This window comes from Meiothermus sp. (genome assembly GCF_037443965.1).
Lineage (GTDB): Bacteria > Deinococcota > Deinococci > Deinococcales > Thermaceae > Meiothermus.
On sequence record NZ_JBBINI010000002.1, the window covers coordinates 118459 to 144431 of the forward strand.

General features: G+C 59.9%; 19 protein-coding genes and 1 pseudogene. 7 read left to right on the plus strand and 13 right to left on the minus strand.

The window, feature by feature from the left end; translation table 11 throughout:
- Positions 1-2 precede the first annotated feature (2 nt).
- The 9 genes from WKI89_RS02080 to WKI89_RS02120 form a co-directional block, all read right to left on the minus strand.
- A complete protein-coding gene (locus tag WKI89_RS02080; RefSeq protein WP_337867559.1) occupies positions 3-1241 on the minus strand; it encodes a Zn-dependent hydrolase in 1239 nt (412 codons plus the stop codon).
- 90 nt (positions 1242-1331) lie between these two features.
- A complete protein-coding gene (locus tag WKI89_RS02085; protein WP_337867560.1) occupies positions 1332-2417 on the minus strand; it encodes an ABC transporter substrate-binding protein in 1086 nt (361 codons plus the stop codon).
- A gap of 134 nt (positions 2418-2551) precedes the next feature.
- On the minus strand, positions 2552-3520 hold the full coding sequence (locus WKI89_RS02090; protein ID WP_337867561.1) for an ABC transporter permease: 969 nt from the start codon (positions 3518-3520) through the stop codon (positions 2552-2554).
- A gap of 2 nt (positions 3521-3522) precedes the next feature.
- Entirely contained in the window at positions 3523-4446 is a 924-nt protein-coding gene (locus tag WKI89_RS02095) for an ABC transporter permease (RefSeq protein WP_337867619.1), read from the minus strand.
- Entirely contained in the window at positions 4446-5273 is an 828-nt protein-coding gene (locus WKI89_RS02100; RefSeq protein WP_337867562.1) for an ABC transporter ATP-binding protein, read from the minus strand. Before WKI89_RS02100 ends, WKI89_RS02095 begins: the two co-directional genes overlap by 1 nt.
- 8 nt (positions 5274-5281) lie before the next feature.
- Complete coding sequence (locus tag WKI89_RS02105) at positions 5282-5926, minus strand: LysE family translocator (RefSeq protein WP_337867563.1); 645 nt, start codon at positions 5924-5926, stop codon at positions 5282-5284.
- A 208-nt stretch (positions 5927-6134) separates the two neighbouring features.
- Positions 6135-7514: a dihydropyrimidinase gene (hydA, locus tag WKI89_RS02110; RefSeq protein WP_337867564.1), complete on the minus strand. Its 1380-nt coding sequence runs from the start codon at positions 7512-7514 to the stop codon at positions 6135-6137.
- A 157-nt stretch (positions 7515-7671) separates the two neighbouring features.
- Entirely contained in the window at positions 7672-9057 is a 1386-nt protein-coding gene (gene preA / locus WKI89_RS02115) for an NAD-dependent dihydropyrimidine dehydrogenase subunit PreA (RefSeq protein WP_337867565.1), read from the minus strand.
- A gap of 56 nt (positions 9058-9113) precedes the next feature.
- Positions 9114-10445: an NAD(P)-dependent oxidoreductase gene (locus WKI89_RS02120; RefSeq protein WP_337867566.1), complete on the minus strand. Its 1332-nt coding sequence runs from the start codon at positions 10443-10445 to the stop codon at positions 9114-9116.
- 536 nt (positions 10446-10981) lie between these two features.
- On the opposite strand from WKI89_RS02120, the gene WKI89_RS02125 reads away from it, so the two are divergent.
- Positions 10982-11197, plus strand: a complete 216-nt coding sequence (locus WKI89_RS02125) for a hypothetical protein (protein WP_337867567.1) — start codon at positions 10982-10984, stop codon at positions 11195-11197.
- Positions 11198-11393: 196 nt separating this feature from the next.
- A complete protein-coding gene (gene lon / locus WKI89_RS02130; RefSeq protein WP_337867568.1) occupies positions 11394-13778 on the plus strand; it encodes an endopeptidase La in 2385 nt (794 codons plus the stop codon).
- A 595-nt stretch (positions 13779-14373) separates the two neighbouring features.
- On the opposite strand, the pseudogene WKI89_RS02135 reads toward lon, so the two are convergent.
- A pseudogene (locus tag WKI89_RS02135) lies at positions 14374-14875 on the minus strand (helix-turn-helix domain-containing protein).
- A 184-nt stretch (positions 14876-15059) separates the two neighbouring features.
- Here WKI89_RS02135 and WKI89_RS02140 point away from each other — a divergent pair.
- On the plus strand, positions 15060-15185 hold the full coding sequence (locus WKI89_RS02140) for a hypothetical protein (protein ID WP_337867569.1): 126 nt from the start codon (positions 15060-15062) through the stop codon (positions 15183-15185).
- A gap of 233 nt (positions 15186-15418) precedes the next feature.
- Here the strand turns inward: WKI89_RS02140 and WKI89_RS02145 are convergent, their stop codons facing one another.
- Complete coding sequence (locus WKI89_RS02145; protein WP_337867570.1) at positions 15419-19591, minus strand: LAGLIDADG family homing endonuclease; 4173 nt, start codon at positions 19589-19591, stop codon at positions 15419-15421.
- Between the two features lie 526 nt (positions 19592-20117).
- Entirely contained in the window at positions 20118-21572 is a 1455-nt protein-coding gene (locus WKI89_RS02150; RefSeq protein WP_337867571.1) for a glycoside hydrolase family 13 protein, read from the minus strand.
- Positions 21573-21809: 237 nt separating this feature from the next.
- Between WKI89_RS02150 and gmk the strand changes: the two genes are divergently transcribed.
- The 4 genes from gmk to WKI89_RS02170 all read left to right on the plus strand — a co-directional run bounded on the left by gmk (position 21810) and on the right by WKI89_RS02170 (position 24629).
- On the plus strand, positions 21810-22487 hold the full coding sequence (gene gmk / locus WKI89_RS02155) for a guanylate kinase (RefSeq protein WP_337867572.1): 678 nt from the start codon (positions 21810-21812) through the stop codon (positions 22485-22487).
- 52 nt (positions 22488-22539) lie between these two features.
- The gene (rpoZ, locus tag WKI89_RS02160; protein ID WP_337867573.1) at positions 22540-22848 is read left to right on the plus strand and encodes a DNA-directed RNA polymerase subunit omega; all 309 of its coding nucleotides are present in this window, start codon (positions 22540-22542) and stop codon (positions 22846-22848) included.
- 457 nt (positions 22849-23305) lie between these two features.
- The gene (argR, locus tag WKI89_RS02165; protein ID WP_337867574.1) at positions 23306-23764 is read left to right on the plus strand and encodes an arginine repressor; all 459 of its coding nucleotides are present in this window, start codon (positions 23306-23308) and stop codon (positions 23762-23764) included.
- Between the two features lie 244 nt (positions 23765-24008).
- Positions 24009-24629 (plus strand): MarC family protein, encoded by a 621-nt coding sequence (locus tag WKI89_RS02170; RefSeq protein WP_337867575.1) that lies wholly within the window; start codon positions 24009-24011, stop codon positions 24627-24629.
- Here WKI89_RS02170 and WKI89_RS02175 read toward each other — a convergent pair.
- A complete protein-coding gene (locus tag WKI89_RS02175) occupies positions 24615-25961 on the minus strand; it encodes a sensor domain-containing diguanylate cyclase (RefSeq protein ID WP_337867576.1) in 1347 nt (448 codons plus the stop codon). The two genes, WKI89_RS02170 and WKI89_RS02175, sit on opposite strands and share 15 nt — an antisense overlap.
- Positions 25962-25973: the final 12 nt, after the last annotated feature.

Below are 25973 nucleotides of genomic sequence, written 5' to 3' on the forward strand. Positions count from 1 at the left end.
CCCTACTGCTTGGCAATCCAGTGCATGGTCTTCTCGGCCAGCCGATCCAGGGCCTGCACCGAGAGCTCGAGGTGCTCTTTCTTGGTGTCCTCAATCTTGTTATGGCTGATGCCGTGCAGGCTTTGCACGAACATCATCACCGTGGGAATGCCGGCGCGGGCCACCTCGGCCGCGTCGTGCAGGGGCCCCGAAGGCAGGCGGTGCGAGACCCCGACCACCTCGCGGATGGCCTGGTCGCAGAACTCGATCAGCTCGGGGTGGAACAGAATGGGGTGAATCCGCCAGATGGTGCTCCACTCCGGCTCCGGCAGCCCCCCTTCGCGGGCGAAGCGCTGGCTGGCTTTTTCGGCCTCGAACTTGAGCCGGGCCAGGGCATCGGCGTCGAGGTGGCGCTGGTCGAGGGTGATGGTGCATTCCGCCACCACGCTGGTCACAATCCCCGGTTTGGTGATGCAGCTTCCGATGGTGCTGACCCCCCCGTTGCGGTCGGTGATGTTGTAGATCTCGGAAGCCATCTTGGCCGCAGCCAGAAAGGCGTCCTTGCGCTTATGCATGGGCGTGGAGCCGGAGTGGGCGGCCTGGCCCCTAAAGGTGATGGCGTGGCGCTCGACCCCAAAGGTTCCCAGCACCACCCCCAGGGGCAGGCCCATATCCAGCAGCACCGGGCCCTGTTCGATGTGGAGCTCGAGGTAGGCTGCGGCGTTTTTCTGTTCGCTCCGGGCCTCGAGCATCCTGCTCATCTCTACCCCGCAGCGCCGCAGGGCCTCCTCCAGGCGGATGCCGTCCTTGTCGGTGCGGTCTTTTTCCAGTTCGGGCTCGAGGGTGCCCGAGAAGGCCGAGGAGCCCAGCAGGCTGCGTCCAAAGCGGGCCCCTTCTTCGTCGGCCCAGTCCACCAGCCGCACCGTAACCGGGGGGTTTCCCTGGTACTCCTCAGCGATGCGGCGCAGAACCTCGAGGCCCGCCAGCACATTCAGGCAGCCATCCAGCCAGCCCCCGCCCGGCACCGAGTCCAGGTGGCCTCCAATCAGCAGGGCTTTCTCGCTTTTACCCTTGAGCGTGACCCAGTTGTTGCCGGCGGCGTCGTAGTGCTGCTCCACGGGCAGGTCTTCCAGCTTGCGGTTAAACCATTCGCGCGCCTGGAGCCAGGTATCGCTCCAGGCCACCCGCCAGGCACCGTTTTCGTCGGCGGTCAGGTCACGCAGTTCCTTGAGTTCTTCAACAGTTCGTTTGGGGTTTAGCATGATTGTCTCCAAAAAGCGTAGCCCTGGGGTGAAATAGGGGGCGACACACTGGCCGCCCCCTGGCACAATCGTCTCTTGCTCAAGCTCAGGTTATTTCCAGTCTCGAGCCCGCTTGCCGGTGGCGGCTTCCCAGGGGCCGTAGTCCACGGTGGCCGCCGGGGGGTCTTTGGTCAGGATGCCCTGCTCGCGCAGCAGGCGCACCGAGGCCTGGTAGTCGGCAGGCACCAAGAAGCCGGCCCAGCCTTTGGTGGTGGCCCCGGCGTTGTAGAGCTTGGCGATCTCGGCCATCTGCCAGGTTTGGTGATCTTTGGCATCGGCGCGGGTGCCGGAGCCTTTGCAGGTGTTGCCGCAGAAGGGCAGCACGTACTTTTCGACGGTCTCGGCCTGGTTGGCCACCGCCCAGTTCCAGCCCTGGATGGAGGCCCGAATCAAGCGGGCAGCCACTTGGCGGCCCGTCAGGCCCGAACCCTTAAAGTTGCGCTCGTTCAAGACCCGTTCGGTGGTAAAAATCAGGTCTTCAAGCAGGTTGATACCTTCATCGGCCAGCTTGAACACATCCACCTTGGTCTCGTCGTAGCCCAGCCCGGCAATCTGGTTGACCTCGTTGTAGGTCATGGCCGAGACCAGTTGCACCTTGTCGGGGAAAACCAGGGCAGGGTCGAAGGGGTAGCTTACCGCGGTGACATCGGGGTTGGTTACCCTGGGATCCAGCGAGCTGGTCAGGCCGCACTTGCGGAACAAAGCCACCGCCGGATACTCGTTGCCGGAGGGCCAGACCCCCACGCTCTTACCCTTGAGGTCTTTGCACAGGTCCTTGATGCCGGTGGATTTCAGCGCCACCAGCGTAAAGCCCGAGCGCTGGAAAAACTGGGCCAGGTGCACCACCGGAATACCGCGCTCCCGAGCGGTGAGCAGGTCGGCAATCCAGGTCGTGCCGAAGTCGGCCGCGCCAGACTGCACCACCTGAATGGGGGATTGGTCGCCCGCCGGCAGCAGGGTTACATCCAGCCCCTGCGCCCGGAAAAAGCCCCGCTCCTTGGCCACAAAGAAACCGGCAAACTGGGCCTGCGGAAACCACTTGAGCTGCAAGTTAACCTTGACCAGGTTTTGCTGTGCGCTCGCCAGCGATGCCAACACGAAGACTGCCAGTACCCACAAGACCGACCACTTCTTCATCCTTGCCTCCTTTTGTGCCAGAACGACTTCAAACGGTAGCCTACTGCACCCCACAACCCTTTTGTCAAGCGCGCTCTTTTCACCTCCTCACTGGACAAGTTGCAGCTAGAGGTTCGGCCCATCCAACACCCCTGCTAGCGGAAGGATACGTGCCATCCGGTTAACCTCCGCTCGAGCCACGCCACCAGGCCATACCAGGCAATACCAATCACCGAGGCCACAATGATGGCCGACCAGACGATGTCAAAGCCAAAACGCCCGGCCTCGATCTGGATGCGAAAGCCCAGACCCTGGCCGTTGGCCCCAAAGAACTCGCCCACGATGGCCCCAATCATGGCCAGGGTGGTGCCCAGCTTGAGGGCATTAAAGATGAAGGGCAGGGCGTTGGGCAGGCGCAACCAGCGGTACTGCTGCACTTCCCCAGCCGCATACGAGCGCATCAGGTCAAGCGAGAGCGGGCTGATCTCGGTCAGACCCCGAAAAGTGTTCACTACCATGGGGAAAAACACCGTTATAGCCACGATAACCGCCTTGGAGGGCCAGTCAATCCCGATCATCTTGACCAGCACCGGGGCCAGGGCCACTATCGGGATGCTGCTAAAAAGCGCAGCGTATGGCAGAAGCCCCCGCTCCAAAAACACATACCGGCTCACCAGCAAGGCCGTAATCAGACCCAGGCTACAGCCAATCAGATAGCCCACCAGGGCTTCCAGCACCACCGTCTGGAAGGCATCCTGCAGCAGCACATCCCGCACCTCCAGCAAGGTTGAGAGCACCCGGCTGGGGGTAGGAATCAGGCCGGGGGGCACCTGGTAGGCCCGCAGCAGGGCCTCAGCGGTCACCACCAGGGCCAGCAGGGTGAGGGCTGCGGGGATAAAGCCGATGACCGGATTGGGGGTGTCCACAAACTGCCGGGCCACCCCAGCAATACCCCACACCACCCCCAAAAGGCCGAGGACAATCAGCAGCTTTTGGGCATCGGAGGCCGGTTCGGTCTGGTTCCACCAAGCCACAATAAACCACAGCAATAGCCCAAAACCCAGCCCCAGCAACAGCCACCCCAGCCAGTAGCCACCCAAGACTGCCCGGTTTGCCGGGGTCATGTTCAACCCACCCCCTCCCGTCCAGGCAGCCGGGCCTGTTTGGCATTAGCAGATACCGCTGCGCCTCCACCGGGGCGCCGCCAGGGTGTGAGCAGGCGCTCGAGCCAGTTCACCAGGGCCACCAGCAAGATTCCCAATACCGCTGAGGAGAGCATGATCACCCACATCGCCACTACATCCGAGGCCCTCGAGTTCTCCGCCAGCATCTTGCCGATGCCCTGAAAGCTGATGGTGGAGATCTCGGCCACAATGGCCCCAATCAGGGCCGCCGTCATGGCGACCTTGAAGGCCGTGAACAAATAGGGCACCGAGGCCGGGAAGCGCAGCTTGAGGTAGGTTTGCCAGTGGTTGGCGTTGTAGGTTTTCATCAGGTCGAGGGCCATGGGGTCGGGGCTTTTAAGGCCCTTAGCGACCCCGATGGTGATGGGAAAAAAAGCGATATAGGCCGCAATGATGGCTTTGGGCAGCCAACCCTGCACCCCATACTGCCCCAGCAGCACCACCAGCATGGGCGCAATGGCGATGATGGGGACGGTCTGCGAGGCCACAATCCAGGGCAGCAAAGACCGTTCAAAGGCCCTCGAGGCCACCATCCCTATCGCAAAAAAGAAGCCCACCACCGCCGCCAGCAGCAAACCCACCACCGTCTCGAAGGCCGTCACGGCAGCGTTGATGGGAATGGCGTTGGGTGAATCGAGGGGGAACATCAGATTGCCAAAGCCGTTCCAGAGCTGCTGGGGCGAGGGCAGCACCGGACTTCTAAGCTGGGTCGCGCACTCAAAAGCGGTTTTGCAGGGCAGGGCCGCACCCGTATCCAAGGCCCGCTGCGCTACCGGGATGTTGGCCAGGTACATCAGCGGCCAGTACAGCGCCACCACCACCAGGGCCACCACCAGCATGGGCACTAGGTTGGGCGAGATTCGCATCACTCGGTCACCTCGTAGCCGTGGCCTTTGCGCAAAGCCTCGCGCACCAGGGTGGCCAGCTCGAAAAAGCGGGTGGTCTCGCGGGTCTCAAAGGTGCGGGGCTGGGGCAGGTCTACCGGTATGACGGTCTCGATCTTGCCGGGGCGCGGGGTCATTACCACAATCCGGGTGGAAAGAAAGACCGCCTCGGGGATGGAGTGGGTCACAAAGATGATGGTCTTGCCGGTCTCGCGCCACAGGCGCAAAAGCTCCAGGTTCAGGTTCTCGCGGGTTATTTCGTCCAGGGCGCCAAAGGGCTCGTCCATAAACAGCAGTTGCGGATCGAAGGCTAAAGCCCGCGCAATGGAGACCCGCTGCTGCATCCCGCCCGAAAGCTGCCAGGGGTAGTGCCTGGCGAACTTCTCCAGCCCCACCAAAGCCAGCATCCGTTCAGCCCTGGCCCTGCGCTCCTGCACGGGAAAGTTCATCACCTCCAAGGGCAGCATCACGTTGGAGAGCACATTGCGCCACTCCATCAGGGTGGGGGCCTGGAACACATAGCCGTAGGCTCGAGCCTTGCGGGCCTGCTCGGGGCTCTTACCGCCAATGCGAATGACGCCCGAGGTGGGCTGAATCAGGTCGGCCAGCAGGCGCAGCAGGGTGGTTTTGCCGCAACCCGAGGGTCCAATCAGGCTGATGAACTCGCCGGGGGCGATCTCGAGGTTGGCATCCTTGAGCGCAACGGTTCCGGTCTGGAAAACCATCGAAACGTTCTGCACCCAGACAATGGGAGCGGCCTTCGCTTGGGCAGAGGATGTGGCGGCGTTGGGGGTATTGGATTGCATCATGGGCTTCCCTATTTGTACCTATTGCCGGTCAGGGCAGCAGTCAGACCCAGACCAATGTAGATTCCTCCCGTAACCAACCGCTGCCCCAGGGCGAAGCGCGGCTCGCGGGCCTTGTGTCGCAACCAGCCTCCTAGCGAGCTCGACAAGAGCGCATAGGCCCCATCGCTAAGGGTCGCCAGAGTAATGAAGACCAGTCCCAGCAGCAAAAACTGCAACGAGGCCGCCCCCCGGAGTGGGTCCACAAACTGCGGTAGGAAGGCGAAGAAGAACAGTGCTGTCTTGGGGTTGAGTGCGTTGACCACGAAGCCCTGGGCGAAAATCTGCCGTAGCGACTGGCGGTGCAAGGTTCCGAGCTCGAGCGACTCCCTGGAAAACCAAGTCCGTAGGCCCAGGTAGACCAAATAGGCCGCACCAGCGTACTTAATCAGGTTAAAAGCCAGTGCACTGGAAAGAAGAATGGCAGAGAGGCCCAGCGTAGCCATCAGCACATGCACCATCCCGCCGCACTGGATCCCCAGTACGCTGGCCATACCTGCAGCGGGGCCCTGCGAGGCACTGCGGGTGACGATATACACCACCGCAGGCCCCGGAATCAGCAGAAGGGCCAGACTGGCCAGAGCAAACACAAACAGTTGATCGGGGGGAATCAGCATCCAGACCTCGTCTTAGCTGGGGATTCTACTGCGTCATACATAAATATCCAATCCAATCACCATTTCTTGGAGCCACGCTGCGCAATCACGATTAACAGACCGCCCACAACCACAAACAGAGCCCACGCCGAACTACCACCAAGTGCCAGAAGCACACCGATCGAGAGGCATATCCCACCCAGGAAGTTGAGAAGCTGGTTCGGCTTCATCAGAAGTACATGGGCTCGCGCCGCAGGAGCTTACCCCGCCCTTTCTCACCCACAAACTGCCCGTCCCGCACCGCCACTTTACCCCGCACTGTCACCACGCTAGGCCGGCCATCAATCTCGAAGCCTTCGAAGCCGTTGTAGTCGTTGTTGACGTGCTGGGTCTTGACCGAGATGGTGCCCCGGTAGTGGGGGTCGTAGACCACCAGGTCGGCGTCGGCTCCCACCGCGATGGTGCCCTTGCGCGGAAACAATCCGAAGAGCTTGGCAGCACGGGTGCTGGCCGCGTCCACGAAGCGGTGGATGTCGAGATGGCCCCGGCTCACCCCATAGGTGTAGAGCAGGTTCACCCGGTCTTCGATGGCGGGGATGCCGTTGGGAATGGCGGTGAAGGCATCCTTGCCCAGCAGCTTCTGCTCGGTGTCGAAGGGGCAGTGGTCGGTGCCCACCGTATCAATGAAGCCCTGGGCCAGCGCATCCCACAGGGCTTTTTGGTTGCGCTTGTCGCGCAACGGCGGCGACATGATGTACTTCATGGCCTCCACCCCACCCCGCTCGGCATACGTTTTGTCCAGCAGGAAGTGAGGTATCACCGATTCGATGTAGATGGGCACCCCTCTGGCTTTGGCGGCCATGGCCGCATCCAGGGCTGGTTTGCAGGAGAGGTGCACCACGTAGCCGGTCGCCCCAGTGGTCTCGAGGAAAGTTGCAAACCGCGCGGTGCCTTCGGCCTCCACCGACTCGGGGCGGCTGGGCTCGTGCCACTCCGGGCCGGTTTTTCCCTCGGACAGTAGCTGCTGCTGCAACCGCCCCACCAGCTCGGCGTTCTCGCAGTGGGCGGTTACGATCACCCCCAGCTCCTTGGCCAGGCGCAGGGTCTGGTACATCTCCCCGTCGTCCACGCCAAAGAAGTTTTTGTAGGAGAGAAAAATTTTGAAGGAGCTAATGCCATCGGCCACGATTTCCCGAAGCTGCCCCTCGGTTTTTTCGTCGAACTTGGAGACCGCCATGTGGAAGGTGTAGTCGCAGTAGCTGTTACCCTCGGCCTTGCTCTTCCATAGCTGGTAGCCCTCGAGGGCATCGTCGTTGCGGCTGGGGCAGCACATCTCGATGTAGGTGGTGGTGCCCCCCATCAGGGCCGCCTTGGAGCCGGTCTCGTGGGTGTCTTTGGCAAAGGTGGCCATGAAGGGCAGGTAGATGTGTACGTGAGGGTCTATAAAGCCGGGAAATACATATTTCCCCGCGGCATCTATTACTTCTGTTCCCGGCGGAGCTTCTAGATTCTGGCCGATGCGGGTGATGGTCTCACCCTCGGCGTAGATGTCGGCCCTATAGCGGGCATCTGCGGTGATGATTTCGCCGTTCTTGATAAGCAGTCCCATGGCGTGGATTCCCCCTTTTAGCGCTTCGCAAGTCCTCTTCAACTATTCATAACGAGGTATGAGTATCTGGGCCTCGAGGGAGCTCGTTGATGCTGTAAACTCCCCAAAAATATCCGGTTCAAAGAAGTCTTTGAGGGTTCGCAGACTGATGCCCCATTCAATGAATATCAATCCCTACCTCTTCCCGGTACCACTTCATGGCCTCCCAGTCGGTGCCCACCTCGGGGCGGGCCTTGGTGAGCTGATCCCAGGTGATAGAGGGCCGGCCCGAGGGCAGCTCGACCATCTCGATACAGCCATCCACCGGGCAGACGTTGTGGCACAGACGGCAACCCACGCAGTCTTCTTCGCGCACCACAGGCTGCGGACGGGTGCTCACCGCCTGGTGCTTCCCGTTGGAACGCAGGTCGTAGCGGTAGGGTTCGACGCGGTTGCCCGCGGCGTCTACCAGGTCAATGCACTGGTGGGCGGTATCGTTGCAAGCCACGTAGCAAAGGTTGCAACGGATGCATTTCTCGGGGTCAATACGGGCCACCGCCCGGAAGGAGAGGTCGAAGTCTTTGAAGTCGGAGATGCGGTGGAGGCTCTTTCCCACTACGTCGCCTATGGTCTTGAAGCCCTTAGAGTCCATCCAGCTAGATAACCCGTCGCACAGATCTTCGATGATACGGAAGCCGTAGTGCATCACGGCGGTACAAACCTGGAGGCTGGTAGCCCCTAACAGAAGGAACTCGGCGGCATCTTTCCAGGTCGAGATGCCGCCCATGCCCGAGATAGGTACCCCCGACTTCCGCACCACCTCATCCACACCCAGCGAGGAGAGCATGTTGAGCGCAATGGGCTTGACCGCAGGCCCTGCGTAGCCGCCGTGGCCGCCCTTGCCACCGATGTTGGGGGTGATCTCGAGGGTATCCAGGTCAACCGCTACAATGGAGTTGATGGTGTTGATCAGGCTGAGGGCATTCGCGCCCGCCGCAATAGCCGCGTGGGCTGGGGGGACCACGCTCGAGACGTTCGGGGTCAGCTTTACAATCACCGGGATTTTGGCCACGTCCATCACCCAGCGGGTGATCTGCTCACAGTACTTGGGCACCTGACCCACTGCCGACCCCATACCGCGCTCGCTCATGCCGTGGGGACAGCCGTAATTCAGCTCGATCCCGTCCGCACCGGTGTCTTCGATCTTGAGGATGATGTCGCGCCAGGCCTCGGGCGTAGACTCCACCATCGCCGAGACGATTACCGCCCGGTTGGGCCAGTTGCGCTTCACATCGCGGATTTCCCGCAGGTTGATTTCCAAGGGCCGGTCGGAGATCAGCTCCACGTTGTTGATGGCCAGCATCTTCTGGCCCCCGTAGTGCCAGGCCCCGTAGCGGTTGGACACGTTCAGAACCGGCGCACCGATGGTCTTCCAGACCGCGCCGCCCCAGCCGTACTCAAAGGCCCGGTGCACCTGGGCCCCGGAGTTGGTAGGGGGAGCCGAAGCGAGCCAGAACGGGTTGGGCGACTTGATGCCTGCAAAGTTGATGCTAAGGTCTGCCATAAAGCTCCTTCTCTTGGTTTAGTCTCCTCTCCCTCGATGGGAGAGGGGTTCTGTAATCAATCATCTGCTGCTGCGCCCACGCTTGGAGCGAGTTTTCGGTGGATGGCGAAGGCTGCCATTTTGCCATCCTGCACCGCCATCACCGTGGAAGCCGAGCCTTTGGCGCGGATGCAGTCGCCACCTGCGTACACCCCCGGCAGGCTGGTCTCGAAGTCGTCGTTGACCTTGATGAAGCCTTTCTCGGTCTCGAGGCCCAAGAGCTTCGCCACCAAAGGCTTCTCCTGCCCGATGGCCTTGACGATCTGGTCGCAAGGCAGCACGAACTCCGAACCCGCCACAGGCTCAGGTGATGGACGGCCCGAGGCATCCCGTGCGCCCAGCGCCATCCGCACACATCTCAGACCCGCCACCTTGCCGCCCTCGCTGACCACCTCGACCGGCTGAGTCAGGAAGCGGAATTCCACCCCTTCGTTCTTGATAAAGCTGTACTCGTGAGGGTAGGCAGTCATCTCTCGGTCGGTGCGGCGGTAGACCATGGTAACCCGCTCGGCCCCCAGTCGCTTGGCGACGGTGGCCGCATCCACCGCTGTATTGCCCGCTCCGATCACAATCACATTGTTTCCAATCTTCATGCCGTGGGGGTCAAGCTTGGAGGCTTCGATGTACTCGAGGCCGTCCAGAATGTGCTCCTCGCCGGGAATCCCCAGCGCCGGAACGGCCCCCAGCCCCACGCTCAGAAACACCGCGTCGAAGCCCGCCTTCACCTCTTCCCAGGAGAGGTTCTTGCCCAGCTCCACCTGGGTCTCAACCGTCACTCCCAGCCGCTGGATCATCTCCACCTCGGCCTGGGCCACCTCGAGCGGCTCCCGCAGCACGATGATGCCGTAGGTGGAGAGGCCGTTGGCGAGTTCGCGCTTCTCGAAGACAGTAACGCTGTGCCCCAGCTTGGCCAGCTCACCCGCACAGGTCAGGCCCGCCGGCCCCGCCCCGATCACCGCCACCTTTTTACCGGTGGGGGGGCCAGGCTTGAACACGTCAATCCCGCGCTCGTACACGTAATCGGTGGCGTAGCGCTGAAGGCGACCAATAGCGATGGGTTTGTGCTCGCTACCCAGCACACAGGCTCCCTCGCAGAGTTCTTGCACCGGGCAGACCCTGGCACAGGTGGCCCCCATCAGGTTGGACTCCAGAATGGTGCGGGCCGAGCCCACCACATTCTCGCTGGCGATCTTCTTGATGAACTTGGGGATGTCAATGTGGGTGGGGCAGGCGTGAGTACAGGGCGCGTCATAGCAGTAGAGGCAGCGGTTGGCCTCCACCAGCGCCTCGTGGTTGCTCATGGGCGGGTAGTATTCAGACAGAACTTCCTCTGGCTTGATAATCTGCACGCTTCCTCCTTTGACCATCGTGTCGAGATCATTTCTTGAGCTATAGCAAAAGCCAAAAACCCTCTCGGTGATGGTTGGATCACGAAGAAGGTTCGAGCCCTCGCGGGAGCCGATTTAACCCAGATGGTTTTAGCTAACTGGAATATACGAGCCAGGTTAGAACGTTGTCAAGCACATTATTGCTGGGTAGCACGCTCACGGTTATGCAGCCTAGTGAATGAAATTGCGGAGTAGGTCAGAGATTGTGTTTAGAGTGAAACGGAATTATCTCGTTATGTCTTGACTTAAATCTGCTTCTGTTATATACATATTTTATGGCACTCAAACGAACCTCACCCGATAAGAAAGCCGCCCGCGACTTACTAATGGATATCGCCACTGGGGCAATCGTTGCACTACTGCTGGTTATTTCTGTCCTGTTGATGCCTATCATATAAACCTGGAGTAGCTAAGCCCAGGTGGATTTAGCTGCAATATACCGGTCAATATGAATTTCAAACCCCACATTAGCGTCAAGAAAGTTTTAGAATTTTCTTGTGTACGAGACACTTGAAGGTTCGGTTCTGCAATCCCAGGTCGCCAGCATTCATGGGGCAATTTTCTATGATGTGGTGTTGCAAACAGGCGACACCACCCGTCGGCTGCGTTTTCAGGATACTTTTCTGAACCCTGCACCCAAGCTGGGTGAGTATCTAAAGATTGAACTCATTTTGGGGAATGTGAGTGAAGTACGGCGAATCCCGGTTCCTTGACGGTTCAGATTGGCAATTGAAGATGAGTTCAATCGGTGATTGAAATAAACAAATCTTGAGTAGGGTATACTCAAGTAGCCTAAGTGTAAGATTTGACCCTATCCATGTCCCGCCTCCTTATAGAATCAATGTATATCGCTCCCATCCCGCCGTGAGAGCGACGAACCCCAGGCGGAATTCAGGAGATAGATACCCTATGCGTTTAGAACTGCCGGTCATTCCACTGCGAAATACCGTCATCTTGCCGCATACCACCACCCCGGTGGATGTGGGCCGCGCCAAAAGCAAGCGTGCGGTCGAAGAGGCAATGGGGGCCGACCGGCTGATCTTCCTGGTAGCCCAGCGTGACCCGGAAGTAGACGACCCCACCCAGGACGATCTCTTTGTATGGGGCGTTCAGGCGGTGGTCAAGCAGGCCATGCGCCTACCCGATGGTACTTTGCAGGTGATGGTGGAGGCCCGCGCCAGGGCCGAGGTCAAGGACTACATCGCTGGGCCTTTTCTGCGGGCTCGAGGCGAGGTGTACTCCGAGATCTTCCCCGCCGACGAGACCGTAACCCGTGTGCTGGTGGAAGAACTCAAAGATGCTTTCGATAAATACGTGAGCAGCCACAAGTCCCTGCGGCTGGATCGCTATCAGTTGGAGGCGGTGAAGGGCACCACCGACCCGGCCATGCTGGCCGATACCATCGCCTATCACTCGACCTGGACGGTAGCCGAGAAGCAGGAAATCCTCGAGCTGACCGACATTGAGGCCCGCCTCAAGAAGGTTCTGGAATTCCTCAGCCGCGACTTGGAGCGCTTCGAGCTCGACAAGAGGGTAGCCCAGCGGGTCAAAGACCAGATGGACACCAACCAGCGCGAATACTATCTGCGCGAGCAGATGAAAGCCATCCAGAAAGAGCTGGGGGGTGGTGAAGACGGTCTGAGCGACCTCGATGCGCTGCGCAAAAAGATCGAGGAATCCGGGATGCCCGAGGCCGTGCAGACCAAGGCCCTCAAAGAGTTGGATCGGCTCGAGCGCATGCAGCAGGGCAGCCCCGAGGCCACAGTGGCCCGCACCTACCTCGATTGGCTGACCGATGTGCCCTGGACCAAAGCCGACCCCGAGGTACTAGACATTACCCACACCCGCCAGATTCTAGACGAAGACCACTACGGTCTGAAAGACGTCAAGGAGCGCATCTTGGAGTACCTGGCGGTACGCCAGATGACCGCCAACCTGGATGTGCGCAACAAAGCGCCCATCCTAGTGCTGGTGGGGCCGCCGGGGGTGGGCAAGACCTCGCTGGGCCGCTCCATTGCCCGCAGCATGAACCGTAAGTTCCACCGTATCTCGCTGGGTGGGGTGCGCGACGAGGCCGAAATCCGTGGCCACCGCCGCACCTACATCGGGGCCATGCCGGGCAAGCTGATCCACGCCATGAAGCAGGTGGGCGTGGTCAACCCGGTAATTTTGCTGGACGAAATTGACAAGATGAGCTCGGACTGGCGGGGTGACCCGGCCAGCGCCATGCTGGAAGTGCTCGACCCCGAGCAAAACAACACCTTTACCGACCACTACCTCGACGTCCAGTACGATCTCTCCAAGGTCTTCTTCATCACCACCGCCAACACCCTGCAAACCATCCCGCGGCCCTTGCTCGACCGGATGGAGATTATCGAGATTCCGGGGTATACCAACCTCGAAAAGGCCTCCATCGCCCAACAGTACCTCTGGCCCAAACAGGTCAAGGAAGCTGGCATGGACGGCAAAATTGACGTCACCGAAACCGCCATCATGCGGGTCATCAACGAGTACACCCGCGAGGCCGGGGTGCGGGGCCTCGAGCGCGAGCTTGGTAAAATCGTCCGCAAAGGAGCCAAGTTCTGGCTGGAAGGCAACTGGGAAGGGATCCGTAGTGTGGATGCCGCGGACGTGCCCACCTATCTGGGCATCCCCCGCTTCCGCCCCGACAAGGCCGAGACCGAGCCCCAGGTGGGCACCGCCCAGGGCCTGGCCTGGACGCCGGTGGGCGGCACCCTCTTGACGATCGAGGTGGCCGCCGTGCCCGGCAATGGCAAGCTATCGCTCACCGGCCAGCTCGGCGAGGTGATGAAGGAGTCGGCCCAGGCCGCCCTGACCTACCTGCGGGCCCACGCCAGCGACTACGGCCTGCCCGAAGATTTCCACAACAAAGTAGACCTGCACGTCCACGTGCCCGACGGGGCCACGCCCAAGGACGGCCCCAGCGCCGGTATCACCATGACCACCGCCATTGCCAGCGCCCTGAGCCGCCGCCCGGCCCGCATGGATATCGCCATGACCGGCGAGGTCAGCCTGCGCGGCAAAGTGATGCCGATTGGCGGTGTGAAGGAGAAGCTCCTGGCTGCCCACCAGGCGGGCATCCACAAGATTGTGCTGCCCAAGGACAACGAGCCACAGCTCGAGGACTTACCCAAAGAGGTGCTGGAAGGATTGAACATCAAGCTGGTGGAGAACGTGGGCGAGGTGCTCGAGTACCTGCTTTTGCCCGAGCCAGCCATGCCGCCTGTGGTGCAGCCCAGCGATAATCGTCAGCAACCGGGTGCGGGCGCGTAAGCTCACAGTACCAGCCCCCTCCCTTAAGTCAGGGTGGGGGTTTGGTTGTGGTTCACGCCATGTTTACTGCAAGCAGAAGAAAATTAGGCGGCCTGGAACTGATATGAAATCCTTATGATTCATTCCCCTAATATCCCCCGGCCACCAGTGAAATAGGGTGTAGCTCTGGATAAGCGCTGGCTGGGTTTGTAGGTAAGCACACCGGGCTTCCACCTTGGCCCACAGCTCCTCTTCATCCTGCACCTGCCCATTGGCCACGACCCCGTCGCTGAGCCCCCAGGTTCGTTCTACCGGCTGCAACTCGGGCGAGTAGGGTGGCAGATAACACAGCCCCAGGCCCTTGGCTGGCTCCACCCGCCCCGAGGTGTGTGTCCAGCACCACCAGTACCAGCTGGCCCACCCCCGCCCTCCGTACCCGGCCTTATGAAGGCGTACCCATACAGCCAGCGATAGCGGGGCCGCTCCTGCGCTAGCGGCGTCTGCCCTCGCAAGGCCCATACCCGTCGGCGGATAGGCTTCAGCCCTATGCGGTGCTCATCCAAGGCCCACACCTCCAACTCCAGTTCAGGAAAGAACAACCTGAACAGGAAAACCATCAGGAAGAGCTTTTTTTGAAAGCCTCCTGCCGCTTTGCATCCGCCTCCCGGGGGGCGCAGCGGCGCCAGGCCTAGACGGCGCATCCAGTACCAGGCCCGCCGCGCATCCACCGGACGTCCCAGCCTTTCAGCCAGCCACTCTGCAGCGTTGCGTATGCTCCAAAGCCCGCCCCTGGGATGGGGCTGGAGGAGGGCCTGGCGGAAGTGCTCCTGGAGTTCGGGCGGTACGAGGGGGGCCCGGCCTTTGTTCTCGTACCGCCGATTCTTCATGGGCAGGCCCTGATTGTAGCGGTGGATCACCTGACGCACCCAGCGATCGGTATAGCCCAGATTCCTGGCTACCTCGGGGATGCTCTGACCCCTGGCCAGAAGCCAGAGGGCGTGCCAGCGGGCGCGTTCGGTGTGGTCTTGGGACTCCCGGTAGAGGGCGTGGAGGTTATCTGGATGGTGTCGTAGTTGGAGTTCCAACCGGGGGCGGCGCTGATGTTGGGCCAGTTGCATGGCACCATTTGAGTAGAAAGAGTCTTGAAGATTTCTTATGAGCTGTATGTAGTCGGGGGCATACCGACCATCAGGCCGAAGATGGCCTGGCCATGGCCGAGGGTATCCGGCTGCGCGCCATCCGCAAGAGGAACTCCAAGCGCCGCAGTGGATAGCCCAGCAGGGGCGGAAGATCATCAAATCGGTGGGTTCTGCCCTATCGGAGCTATTCCTCAAGCGGATTCATGCCACGACCCTCGAAGGGTTTGTGCTCAAGGTGTGGGGCTTCATCTTTGCCCACAACTTCAGGCGGCTGGCCAGTATTTTGTAGGTAGCAACTTGGGTTAACTTACCAAACCACCAGTGCTCCGGTAACTTAATTCCTGGGATGGATTTGGCTCCCTTAATATCTGGAAGTTGCTTTGAGCGCTTCATTTTGGGAACTTCACTGCATATCAATCCTTAACTTACCAGACCACTAGTGCTTCCTTATCATTGCTAAATTTTAGCTTTTTCATGGGAAGCTCCTTACAGCAGTGCGCAATGTTTTTGGAGTTTAGAAATTTACCCGCACTTGCTATACCCACAGCTATAGCACTTGGTACAACCTTCCTCGCGCACCAGGTTCTCGTCGCCGCACTCGGGGCACTTGCCCAGGCCGGTTTTCGGCTGGATGTTATGGATGGGCGCGGTCATGGCCCGTTGCATGGCCTGGGGCACCATGTGGTCGTCGAGGGGCATCTGGGCGGCTTTGCGCTCATCGTCGGCAAGCTGGATTTTGCTGGTGGTTTCCAAGGCCACCGCAATTAGGTCGGCTTTGCTGGTGACAAAGCGGCCTTGGTAGCTGCCGTACAGGCCGCCATTGATGCCGCGCAAGGTCTTGACCAGCTCGGCCACCGGCACGCCGTATTGCAGGGCTTTGGAGATGATGCGGCCCAGGGCTTCGCTGTCGGCGTTGGCCTCGTCGCCGGCTTTGCCGGAGGTTAGGATTACCTCCACCGGGTGTTCGCCCTGCATGTTCACCGTCACCAAAAAGCCCCGCCGGGTGCCGTCGCTGTTGGTCAGTTTCACCATGTCGGTGTAGCCTACCAAGCGGCCGGTGCGCTCGAAGATGGGGCCCACACCCCGGCTGGTCTCGAGGGAAGGGGTGCTGGGAACCTCGAGCAGCGCCGGCTGCACCGCGACGGTCTCCTCCTTCTGGCCCTCGGTCTTCTTTTCCTCTTTGCTCACCGACAACACCTGGTACTCGCGGCTGCCATCGCGGTAGACGGTGATGCCTTTGCAGCCGGTCAGATAGGCTTCGGTATAGGCCGCTTCCACGTCGGCTACGCTGGCCTCGTTGGGTAGGTTGATAGTCTTGGAGAGCGAGTTGGCGGCGTAGCCCTCGGCGTCGAAGGCGGTCTGCACCACGCCCTGCATCCGCACATGATCCAGCGGGGGCACGTCGTGGGCGCCTTCAAACACGTTGCCAATGGCGCTGGGAATGCCTTCTAAGCCCTTCACACTGCCGTGGTTGGCCTGGATGGCTTCGATAATGGCGTCCCAGTTCCAGGCCCCGTCCTTCTCGAACGGCCCCGAGGCCGGGAATTGCTCCATCATCTCCACGAACAAAGGGTGCAGCAGCGCCTTGTACTGCCCGCCAATGCGCCGCCACATGAAGGGCGAGAACATCGGCTCGATGCCGCTCGAGACCCCCATCAGCATGCTGGTGGTTCCGGTGGGGGCCACCGTCAGCACCGCCACGTTGCGCCGCGGGCGGATACCCAGCGCCTCGAAAGCGGCCCGGTTCTGTTCATACACCGGGAACACCCCCCGCTCCTGACCCAGCCGCTCCGACTCGGCGATGGCCTCTTCGCGCATTATATTCATCACCTGGGTCACTGCCTGGCGGCCCGCCTCCGAGGAGTAGGGCAGCCCCATCTTGATGAGCATGTCGGCCAGGCCCATCACCCCCAGGCCCAGGCGGCGCAGGGTTTGCGAGGCGGTGCGGTTATCTTCCAAGGCAAACACGTTCACGTCCAGCACGTTGTCGAGGAATCGAATGGTGGTGCGCACATCCTGGCGGAAGGCAGCATAGTTGAACTCACCGTTTTCCACATAGGCCGCTAGGTTGATGGCCCCCAGGTCGCAAGGTTCGCCCACCGTGAGCGGGATTTCCCCGCAGTTGTGGGCCACCACGCCACCCGCAACTAGGCTGTGGGTGACCGGCTCGGTTAGATCGTAGACGGGTGCGGTTCCGGCCAGCTCCACGTGGCTCACTGTGACCTCAAAGCGCTGGCGGTTGGGGCCGCGGCTTCGCCCTGTGACGAACTCGAGGAGCTTGGCCTGTTTCTCAGGTAACGCAAAGCCGATAACCTCAGCAAAGCGATCACGGCTTTCGGCTCCGATAATCAGCTCATACTGATCGGCCACGGGGTACTCGCGCAGCCCACCCCGTCCATCGGGCAGGGCTTTGTGGCCCGCCGTGCGGCGGTGGTAGATGCACCCGAAGATGCCGAAGTTGAGTAGCAGGAGTTGTACGTCTTTGAGGAGGGGGAGGCTCGAGGAAGCCAGCCGCACGCTGCAGCTCTGCTTGGCATCATTGCGCTCCACGCTGCCATCGGTGCTGAACAGCCCACGCAAAAAGCCCACCACCGCTTCACGGGGCGCTGTAAACAAGCTCTCTGGAACCCTCTTTTCAGTGGCCTTGACCCCCTTGACACCGAGGGCGGCGAAGAACTCGGCGGGTAGCTTGTTGAAGTGCAGGTGTTGCGTGTTGGAGGCGGTGGCTTGCAGGGTTCCTCGACCGAACCAGTCGCGCAGGCTATCCACCACGGTCTGGGCCTGGGCAAACTCGCGGTTGCTAAAGAAGAAGCCTACCCCGTCCTCGCGCGAGTACCCATCCCCAACCAACCAACCTAGTACCAGACCCAGGTTCTCGCTCCACTGGGTAGGCATGTTGGCGTACTGCTCGCGCACATCTGCTCTTCCGTGAAGGCCCCTGCCCCCCGCCACCGCGACCCGCTCCCGCACCACCCGCAAGGCAGCCTGCGGCAGGGCCTGCTCCTTGGCCCATAAGCCCTCCCCGCTCTGTACCAGCAGCCTGTCGCCGGGCTTCAACTGGCCGACCTCCACATACCCTTGGGGCGTAAGCAGGGGATGATTGGGGGTCAGGGTCAGGGTGAGGCCCTCTCGGGTCTCGAGGCGCAACACCTCCCGCTCACCGGTGTAAAAGGCCTTGGCCGCTCTGCGCACCGTCACGCCACGCTCACAACGAACCGCGCCCAAGCCCGCAAAGGGGGCGCGATTATCGGTGACCAGATAGAAGCTGCCCTTCTCCACAAGCTGCTCGATGGGCACGAGACCGAACTCCGTCGAGATGCGGGTGCTGCCCACGAAGCACGGATTGGTCGAGCGAATCTGGTAGCGCGGCCCCAGGTTCTTGAGCGCGGAAAGCTCGTTGATACGATCCACGAAGATCAAGCCGGGCTCGCCGGTGGCCCAAGCGTGCCAAGCGATTTCGTGCCAGAGCCACTTGGCCGGTACTTTGCCGTCGTAGACAGGAATGGGGCGGGCGCCGTCCTGGGCGCGCTCGGGTAGGTCGGGCAGCACCCCGCTGTAGTTGCCTTGCACCGGGTGGGGGTAGTATTTGCCCGGCACTTCCGAAGGTTCTACCGCCCATAGCCCATCGGCTTGCAGGGTCTGCCAGAAGGCTTCGGTGACCAGAATCGAGATGTTGAAGGTAGAGATGTCGCCCTCACTGGCCTCACGGTCGAGGTCTTTGGCGGTCAGGAAGTCCAACAGGTCGGGGTGGTCAATGGCGATGGTGGCCATCCCGGCGCCACGTCGGGTTCCACCTTGCCGCACCACCCGCAGCACCGGCGCATACACATAGCGCAGGGTGGCGACGGGGCCGACTTTTTCGGCTCCCAGGTTGGCCCACTCCAAAAAGTTATCGAAAATCTCCAACAAAAAGCTCACCGGGCCACTGCTGGTGCCACCGCTGCCCTTAATTTCGGCTCCTTCGGGGCGCAGGCTGCTAAAGTCCACATGGGGTTCCTGGCCCCTCACCGCTAGGCTCAGGGCGGCCTTGGCAGACTCGATAATGCCGCGCATATCATCGGGCACCCCCAGCACATCGTTGGGCCTTTCCCGCACCGTCATGACCCCGTTGCGCCGGGCCAGCGCCGCCAGTTCAGGCTTCAGGAGGCCATAGACCACCCGCGTCCAGTTGCGCACGGTAATGTTTTCCTTCTCGCCATCGGGGTTGATGGGGGGGCGCATCATGCCCTTGATGAAGTCTTCGACATCGGCATGATCGGCGGCAAGGTAGGCAAAACCGCGTACCGTACCGCGGGGGCCTGCGCTTTTGCGCGAAACGTAGGGATCCAGGTTGACCCCGTTGCCCCCACCCACTTTGGTCACCAGGGCCAGCTTGGTCGCCACTTCCAGCACCCCATCAAAGCTACTGGGGTCGTGTTCGGTTGCACCCTGCACGAAGCAATTGAGCACATTACCGTGCTGGGTACCCGCACCGGCCAACACCCGCCCACCGGGGCAAAAACGCTTGGAAGCCATCAATTGATAAAACTGCTCTCCCCAGTACGCTTTGTCCTGCTCGGATTTTTCGGGCGAGGCCACCCAGGCTGCCACCCGGCGAAACATTCCAAACACGTCCCCATCGCTAGGTTGCATGTACTGGCGCTTGGCAATGGCTTGGGCGTGGTCATCAAAAAGTGCGGGTGTGAAGCTATTCATGCTGTCCTCCAAAATTTGAGCGCGTGATCCCCGGCCACCATTGTGGCACAAGATGTAGGGGATTCTGCGTCAGATACTACTACCTATTGTATGTTATTGACAAGGGGGGTCAAGCAATATCAGTTTTTCGGATGAAAACAGAATACAGTAGGTATCATGAGAAAATCAAGCCTCGAGGCCAAACATCTGGGGGTATCTTTAGTGAAATACTACTATAAGTAGTAGATAGATTAAGATTGTTTCTGTCTTAGACAGAAGGAACCTCGAGATTGGGTGAGTGCAGGGGGCTCGCGAGGCTACTTCCCACAATAGAGCGTGGGCCGTTTTACATCAAGGCCCGGGAGGAAGATTAAGTTCGGTACACAGGAAAAATGAAGACCGTCCCCCGGATAAAACCGCCCTACAGGGCTCGTTTTTTGCTGGCAGTAGGGGCCTCCAGAACGTATCGGTTTGGCGGCAACCGGCCAGGAATCCTCGAAGATTTGGGTGTACGGCCCTCTGTCCTCCGCATCCTGGGAACTTAGTCCTACTCGCGAGCCTGCCAGACAGCCAGGGAAAACGGCTCCAAGATGCCATCCTCGAGGTTGCCTCCCACACACTTGCCTTCCTTACCCGATAGCAAGTCTATGGCCTGCTCGCCCCTGGGCCAGACCCCGTGCAGCGGGATGTTGATGCGCCAAGCCTCGGGCGAAGCATTGATGGTCACGACCACGCTTCCTTGCTCGTCGCTGCGGGCAAAAGCCAGGTGGGCATCCTGCCCGTAGAGGTACTGGTATCTGCCGTGGCGCAGCACCGGAAGCGACTGCCTTAAGGCTGACATCTGTTGAATGGTTTGCATCAAAGGCCTGTGCCAACGGGTCTGGTCCCAGATCATGCCCCGGCGGTTGTCGGGGTCGTGACCCCCGGCCATGCCAATCTCGTCGCCGTAGTAGACCGTCGGCACCCCCGGCAGGGTGAAGAGCATGGCAAAAGCCAATTGCACCCGCTCGATCTTGGCCCTCAAGATGCTAAAAATGCGGGGGGTGTCATGCGAGGTCATGATGTTCATCTGGGCGGTCACGATGTCCCAGCTATAGCGCCGGAAGAGATCCTCGAGCCGGTTGTTGCACGCCATCGCCCCCAGGCTTTCCAGCCGCCCTAGGCCGCTTTTGGCCGCCAGATCCTTGTCGAGGGAATCGCCCCCCACCAGCCCCAGAATGGCCCGCCCCAAGGGATAGTTCATTACCGCATCGAACTGGTCGCCCTGCAACCACCGTCCAGCGTCGTCCCAGATTTCACCCACGATGTAGGCTTGGGGGTTCTGGGCTTTGACCCGACGGCGGAACTCGCGCCAGAAATGGTCATCGTCAATCTCGTTGGGCACATCCAAGCGCCAGCCATCAATACCATACTGGAACCAGTACTCCGCCACCGACAGCAGATACTCGCGGCACTCGGGGTTGGCGGTGTTGAACTTGGGTAGCTCGGGGTTGTTCCACCAGGCCGCATAGTTGGCGCTTTTTGCGTAAGCACCCAAGGGAAACTTGTAGATGTGGAACCAGTCACGGTAAGGCGAGGCCGCCTCGTTTTCCATGACGTGCTGAAAGGCAAAGTGGGCCCGCCCACAGTGATTGAACACCCCGTCCAGCACCACCCGCATACCCCGTTGGTGAGCCTCCTCTACCAACTTGCGCAAAGCAGCATTGCCTCCCAGTATGGGGTCTACCTGAAAGTAGTCGCTGGTGTGGTAGCGGTGGTTGGCGGTGGAACTGAAGACCGGACAGAAGTAGAGCGCATTGAAGCCCTGCTCCTTGATATAGTCCAGCTTCTCGATCACGCCCCACAGATTGCCTCCCTTGAATCCGCGCAGGGTGGGTGGGGCATCCCAGGCTTCAAACCCGCTGTGCACCGGCGCTGGATTGGCCGACGGTCCTTCTCCTATGCGAAAACGATCCGGGAATATCTGATAAAAAACTGCATCCTTGACCCAAGCTGGTGTCATCTAAACTCCCACAAGAAAACGCTTGCACGTTGCCAGGGGTTAGTCTAAACCCTAAATCGGAAATCTCAAGTGTAAGCAAACCGAAATTCGTTATCTAAAGATAACCCTCAATGCGATTCCCACGACCTACCAAGTACAACAAGAACCGTTGTACTTGAGTAAATTACGCCACACAGCGTGCGGCGTCCTCGAGCTTGTTTGGCGTTCAGCTACTGGCTCTGATACTATGCCCCAGTTATGCCGCGTGGGAATCTGTTTGTCATGACCGGGGCTTCAGGGGTGGGCAAGGGCACCATCCGGGGGCGGCTCTTGGAATATCACCGTATGTACTACTCCATCTCCATGACTACCCGCCCCCCAAGGGTGGGTGAGCGCAACGGGGTGGACTACTACTTTGTGAGCAAGGCCGAGTTTGAAGGCAAGATTGCTGGACAGGGTTTTTTGGAGTGGGCACAGTACGTGGACGACTACTACGGCACCCCCAGAGAGCCCGTGGAAGAAGCCTTGCACAAAGGGCAAGATGTCATTCTAGAAATAGAGGTACAGGGTGCTTTGCAGGTCAAGCAGGCCATGCCGGAGGCGATTCTGGTCTTTATCATTCCCCCCTCGCTCTCCGAGTTGCGTCGCCGGCTGCTGGTGCGTGGAACCGATAGCCTGACCAAGATTCACAAGCGGCTCAAACGGGCCGAGGAAGAGATTCGTATGGCCGACCAGTTCAAGTATGTGCTCGTCAACGACCAACTCGACAAGGCCGTATCCGATTTTGCCGCCATCATTCAGGCCGAGCGGTTGTTGCAGCCCCGCATGGGCGAAGCACTGGCTCGAGCCCTTTCGCTAGACCCAGCCCTGGAAACCGAACTCGACGAATTGGAGCGCAGACGCCGCGAAGCAGGCGAGAACGGTAGCGGTAAGTAAACATTTCTCACTTTCTGATGTAAAATCGGTGATTAGTTGCAGAGGTATACCTATGGCTGAACCTGGCATTGATACCCTTTTGGCCCTGACCGACTCCAAGTACCGCCTGACGGTCGTGACCGCAAAGCGCGCCCAGCAGCTTCTGCGCTACGACTTCAAGAACACTGTTCTAGACAACAGTGAGCTGCCCCGAATGCGCACCCTCGAGGGCGAGAAGCCTGATCCCAACGCAGTTACCTGGGCTATGAAAGAACTCCAGACCCGCCGCCTACAGACCGGCGAAAGCCTGATTGCCGAAGATCGCCTGACCAAATTCCTCGATCAGATCTACCCCCGTGAAGTCGTCGAACCTGCAGACTAACAAATCTGCCCGTGAGTGACGTGTTTAGCGTCGTACACCCGCCACGCCACAATAGATTTTGGCCAGGCAACTGCTCTTCTTCGGAAGAGCATAAGTGACTTCGCCAGTAGGTTCCGGCTGAGCCAGTGCTTGGCACCTAGTGCTTGGCACCTAGTGCTTGGCACCTAGTGCTTTGCACCGGGATTGCACAAACAACCTAGCCGAAATCGCGTAAGCGACTTTGTCAAGGACGCATCCGGAGGCCTTTCTGTATCGCATCTTGGCTGCCCGAACGTAGGCTTGGAATGACCCGCCCAGAACGGCCGCATCTTCATGCACGGACTGGGGAAATCGCGATGATAGAGGAAAAACCTTTTACGTCGCTCATGGAGCTGGAAACATTGCAAATGCACCCCGTATAATCACAAATTGCATATACCTTGTATAATCACCCATCGAGACTTGGGGAGAAATCGCTATGTCAAGCAAAGAACAGCGGCACCGGGTTATCCAGGAGATCATTAGCCGAGAAAGTATATCTACCCAGGCCGAACTGGTGGATCGGCTGCGCAAAATGAACTATGAAGTAACCCAGGCCACCGTGAGCCGCGATATCAACGAAATGCGTCTGGTACGTGTTCCATTGGGGCGAGGGAAGCACAAATATGCCCTGGCTCAGCTCGATCTGGCGGAAGATGTGATGGAAGAACTTCGGCGCATTTTCCGCACCTTTGTGCGCGATGTGGATCGGGGCGAGAACATACTCATGCTCAAGGTCTCGGAGGGCCACGCCTCGGGCATCGCGTTGTTGATTGACCGGCTGCGCCGCGATGATATCGTAGGCACCATCGCCGGAGAGGACTCGATTCTAGTGGTAGGCCGCACAGTTAAGGATACCGAGGCTCTGCAAGAGGAGTTCGACGAATTGCTCACTTGAAGCAGAGGACAAGTAGCTGAGCGCGCTAAATTGCAGTACGCTACTCCCATCTCTAGGCCCTGAGGAAGTGCTCAACGCGCCCCTCACCTGCGCTAGGAGGTTTGTTCGAGGGCCTGGGCCAACAGATATGGCAGATATGGATCGGTCATGGTCAGACTGGGTATTACCAGCAACAAACCGGCCACCGACGGCTTTTACTCCCCTGCTATCCCTCCCACTGCCACCCAAAAGGATCTGAGTAGCAATGGTAGAGTTCGCCCTTCAGGCCTTCCTGACCCTTTTTGTGCTGATTGACCCCATCGGCCTGATTCCGCTGTTCCTGGCTTTGGTTGGGACACGCAGCTACGAAGAGCAAAAACGCATCGCGCTCAGGTCCACGCTGGTAGCAGGCATCCTGGTATTAGCTTTTGCCTTGCTGGGCGGAGTGGTTTTGCGCTACCTGGGTATTAGCCTCGAGGCGCTCAAGGTGGCAGGGGGATTGCTGTTGTTCAAGATTGCCCTGGACATGATCAATGCCCAGCTCGAGCGCGAGACCGACGAAGAGCACGCCGAATCACGGGCCAGGGCCGATATCTCGGTGTTTCCCCTGGCCATACCCTTAATCGCCGGGCCGGGCACGCTGGCTGGGGTTTTGATTCTGGCCGGAACAGCCCCCAGTGGCATTGGGGGGTTCGTACTGGTACTGGGCATGGCAGCGGTGGTCTTGTTCCTCACCTACTGGTCGCTCCGGGCCGCGCTCAAATTCTCGAGTTCGCTAGGCCGCACCGGAATAAATGTGATCACTCGTGTGCTGGGCATTTTGCTGGCCGCCCTGGCCGTGCAGTATGTGGCCGACGGGGTGCGGGTACTGCTAAAACTCGAGTGAGTTCCGAACCCGGCGCTTGTCTCTATACATGGCGGCATCCGCCTGCAATAGGGCGGTCTCTAGGTCTTGGAGGGGGGTGATAGCTACTGCTCCTACGCTAACTTCTACGTGAATGGCTGAGCGCACCCGTCGCACCATCTCGGGGACTTCAAAGAGGGGCAACCCCAGGTGCAGGCTCACAAATTCGTCCCCTCCGATGCGGAAAACCTGGTCTTCTTGGCGGAAGGCGCTACGAAGGGCTGCTGCTAAAATTTTAAGAGCCTGATCGCCCGCGGCATGACCATACTCGTCGTTGAGCCGCTTGAGGCCATCCATATCCCAGTAGACGAGAGTCAGGGGTAGATCCAGACGTTCGGCCTGGGCCCTGACTTTGGGAAAGTTCACTTCCAGGGCGTGCCGGTTGCCCAGCCCGGTGAGGGCGTCGCTCAAGGCCAGTTTGGATAGATTTCGCCGCATGAGCAAGCCATACAGCACCGTGGCCGCCTGTAGGGCAAAGGTCTGGGCAATGGCCAGGCTCTCGGGGGGGAAGGCCTCGGTGGAGCTGAGAGAGTCTAGATTTAGGGTACCCATGACCTGGCCCTGTAGCACAATCGGGACGGTAATGGTGGCCTTCAGCTCTTCCAGTTTGCCCACCTGGTTGAACATATCCAGTTCATGGGAGATATGCTTACGGGTTCGCTCTTGGATTTGGGGGGCCACTAGTAAGCGAGGCTTGCCCAACAGCCAATCTTCCTCGCCCTGTCCATACCAGGCTAGCTCGTGGTTGTAGCTGATGGCGTGCTCGGTCAAGTTGCCGGCAAAACCAATCTGGGCAACAAAGCGAAACTCACCCTTCTCCAGCAAGGTTAGGCTTCCGGCCTCGGCCCCAGGAACCACCTCCACCGCTGTTTGCAGCACCCGTATGAAAAGTTCCTCGAGTTTTTCTTCCTGCGTAAGCAAGCTGGAAAGCACCTCGAGGGAAGAGTGGTAGGCCAGCGCCTGGTTATATTCCCGGGTGATTTCGCTCAGGATGCACAGTTGCCCGCTTTTGTAGGGAGCCAGGCTGACCAGGAACCAGCGCCAGCGCTTGCCGGCGATTCCTACCAGCCCCTTTCGGGAATTGCCCTGCCACCAACCCGTGTTCATCGGCTCGTGCATACGCGTCTCGCGCAGCACCGGCTGAAACCAGTTTTCCAACCGCTGACCCACCGGATCGGGGTTGGGGATGATGGCCGTGGCTGCAGGGTTACACCAACCGATGAATCCTTTTGCATCCAGCCAGACCACTGCCTCCGGGAGTTGATTGAGCCAGTGCAGGGTATCTGGCTCGAGGGGGGGAGCGGTGGCTTTCATAAAGGGCAGTTC

Excerpts from the sequence above, each read along its gene's own strand:
- gmk (WP_337867572.1), top strand. The coding sequence starts at position 21,810 with ATGCCGCGTGGGAATCTGTTTGTCATGACCGGGGCTTCAGGGGTGGGC.
- WKI89_RS02100 (WP_337867562.1), bottom strand. The coding sequence starts at position 5,273 with ATGATGCAATCCAATACCCCCAACGCCGCCACATCCTCTGCCCAAGCG.
- rpoZ (WP_337867573.1), top strand. The coding sequence starts at position 22,540 with ATGGCTGAACCTGGCATTGATACCCTTTTGGCCCTGACCGACTCCAAG.
- WKI89_RS02080 (WP_337867559.1), bottom strand. The coding sequence starts at position 1,241 with ATGCTAAACCCCAAACGAACTGTTGAAGAACTCAAGGAACTGCGTGAC.
- argR (WP_337867574.1), top strand. The coding sequence starts at position 23,306 with ATGTCAAGCAAAGAACAGCGGCACCGGGTTATCCAGGAGATCATTAGC.
- WKI89_RS02085 (WP_337867560.1), bottom strand. The coding sequence starts at position 2,417 with ATGAAGAAGTGGTCGGTCTTGTGGGTACTGGCAGTCTTCGTGTTGGCA.
- WKI89_RS02105 (WP_337867563.1), bottom strand. The coding sequence starts at position 5,926 with ATGCTGATTCCCCCCGATCAACTGTTTGTGTTTGCTCTGGCCAGTCTG.
- WKI89_RS02175 (WP_337867576.1), bottom strand. The coding sequence starts at position 25,961 with ATGAAAGCCACCGCTCCCCCCCTCGAGCCAGATACCCTGCACTGGCTC.
- WKI89_RS02145 (WP_337867570.1), bottom strand. The coding sequence starts at position 19,591 with ATGAATAGCTTCACACCCGCACTTTTTGATGACCACGCCCAAGCCATT.
- lon (WP_337867568.1), top strand. The coding sequence starts at position 11,394 with ATGCGTTTAGAACTGCCGGTCATTCCACTGCGAAATACCGTCATCTTG.
- preA (WP_337867565.1), bottom strand. The coding sequence starts at position 9,057 with ATGGCAGACCTTAGCATCAACTTTGCAGGCATCAAGTCGCCCAACCCG.
- WKI89_RS02095 (WP_337867619.1), bottom strand. The coding sequence starts at position 4,446 with ATGCGAATCTCGCCCAACCTAGTGCCCATGCTGGTGGTGGCCCTGGTG.
- hydA (WP_337867564.1), bottom strand. The coding sequence starts at position 7,514 with ATGGGACTGCTTATCAAGAACGGCGAAATCATCACCGCAGATGCCCGC.
- WKI89_RS02170 (WP_337867575.1), top strand. The coding sequence starts at position 24,009 with ATGGTAGAGTTCGCCCTTCAGGCCTTCCTGACCCTTTTTGTGCTGATT.
- WKI89_RS02150 (WP_337867571.1), bottom strand. The coding sequence starts at position 21,572 with ATGACACCAGCTTGGGTCAAGGATGCAGTTTTTTATCAGATATTCCCG.
- WKI89_RS02090 (WP_337867561.1), bottom strand. The coding sequence starts at position 3,520 with ATGACCCCGGCAAACCGGGCAGTCTTGGGTGGCTACTGGCTGGGGTGG.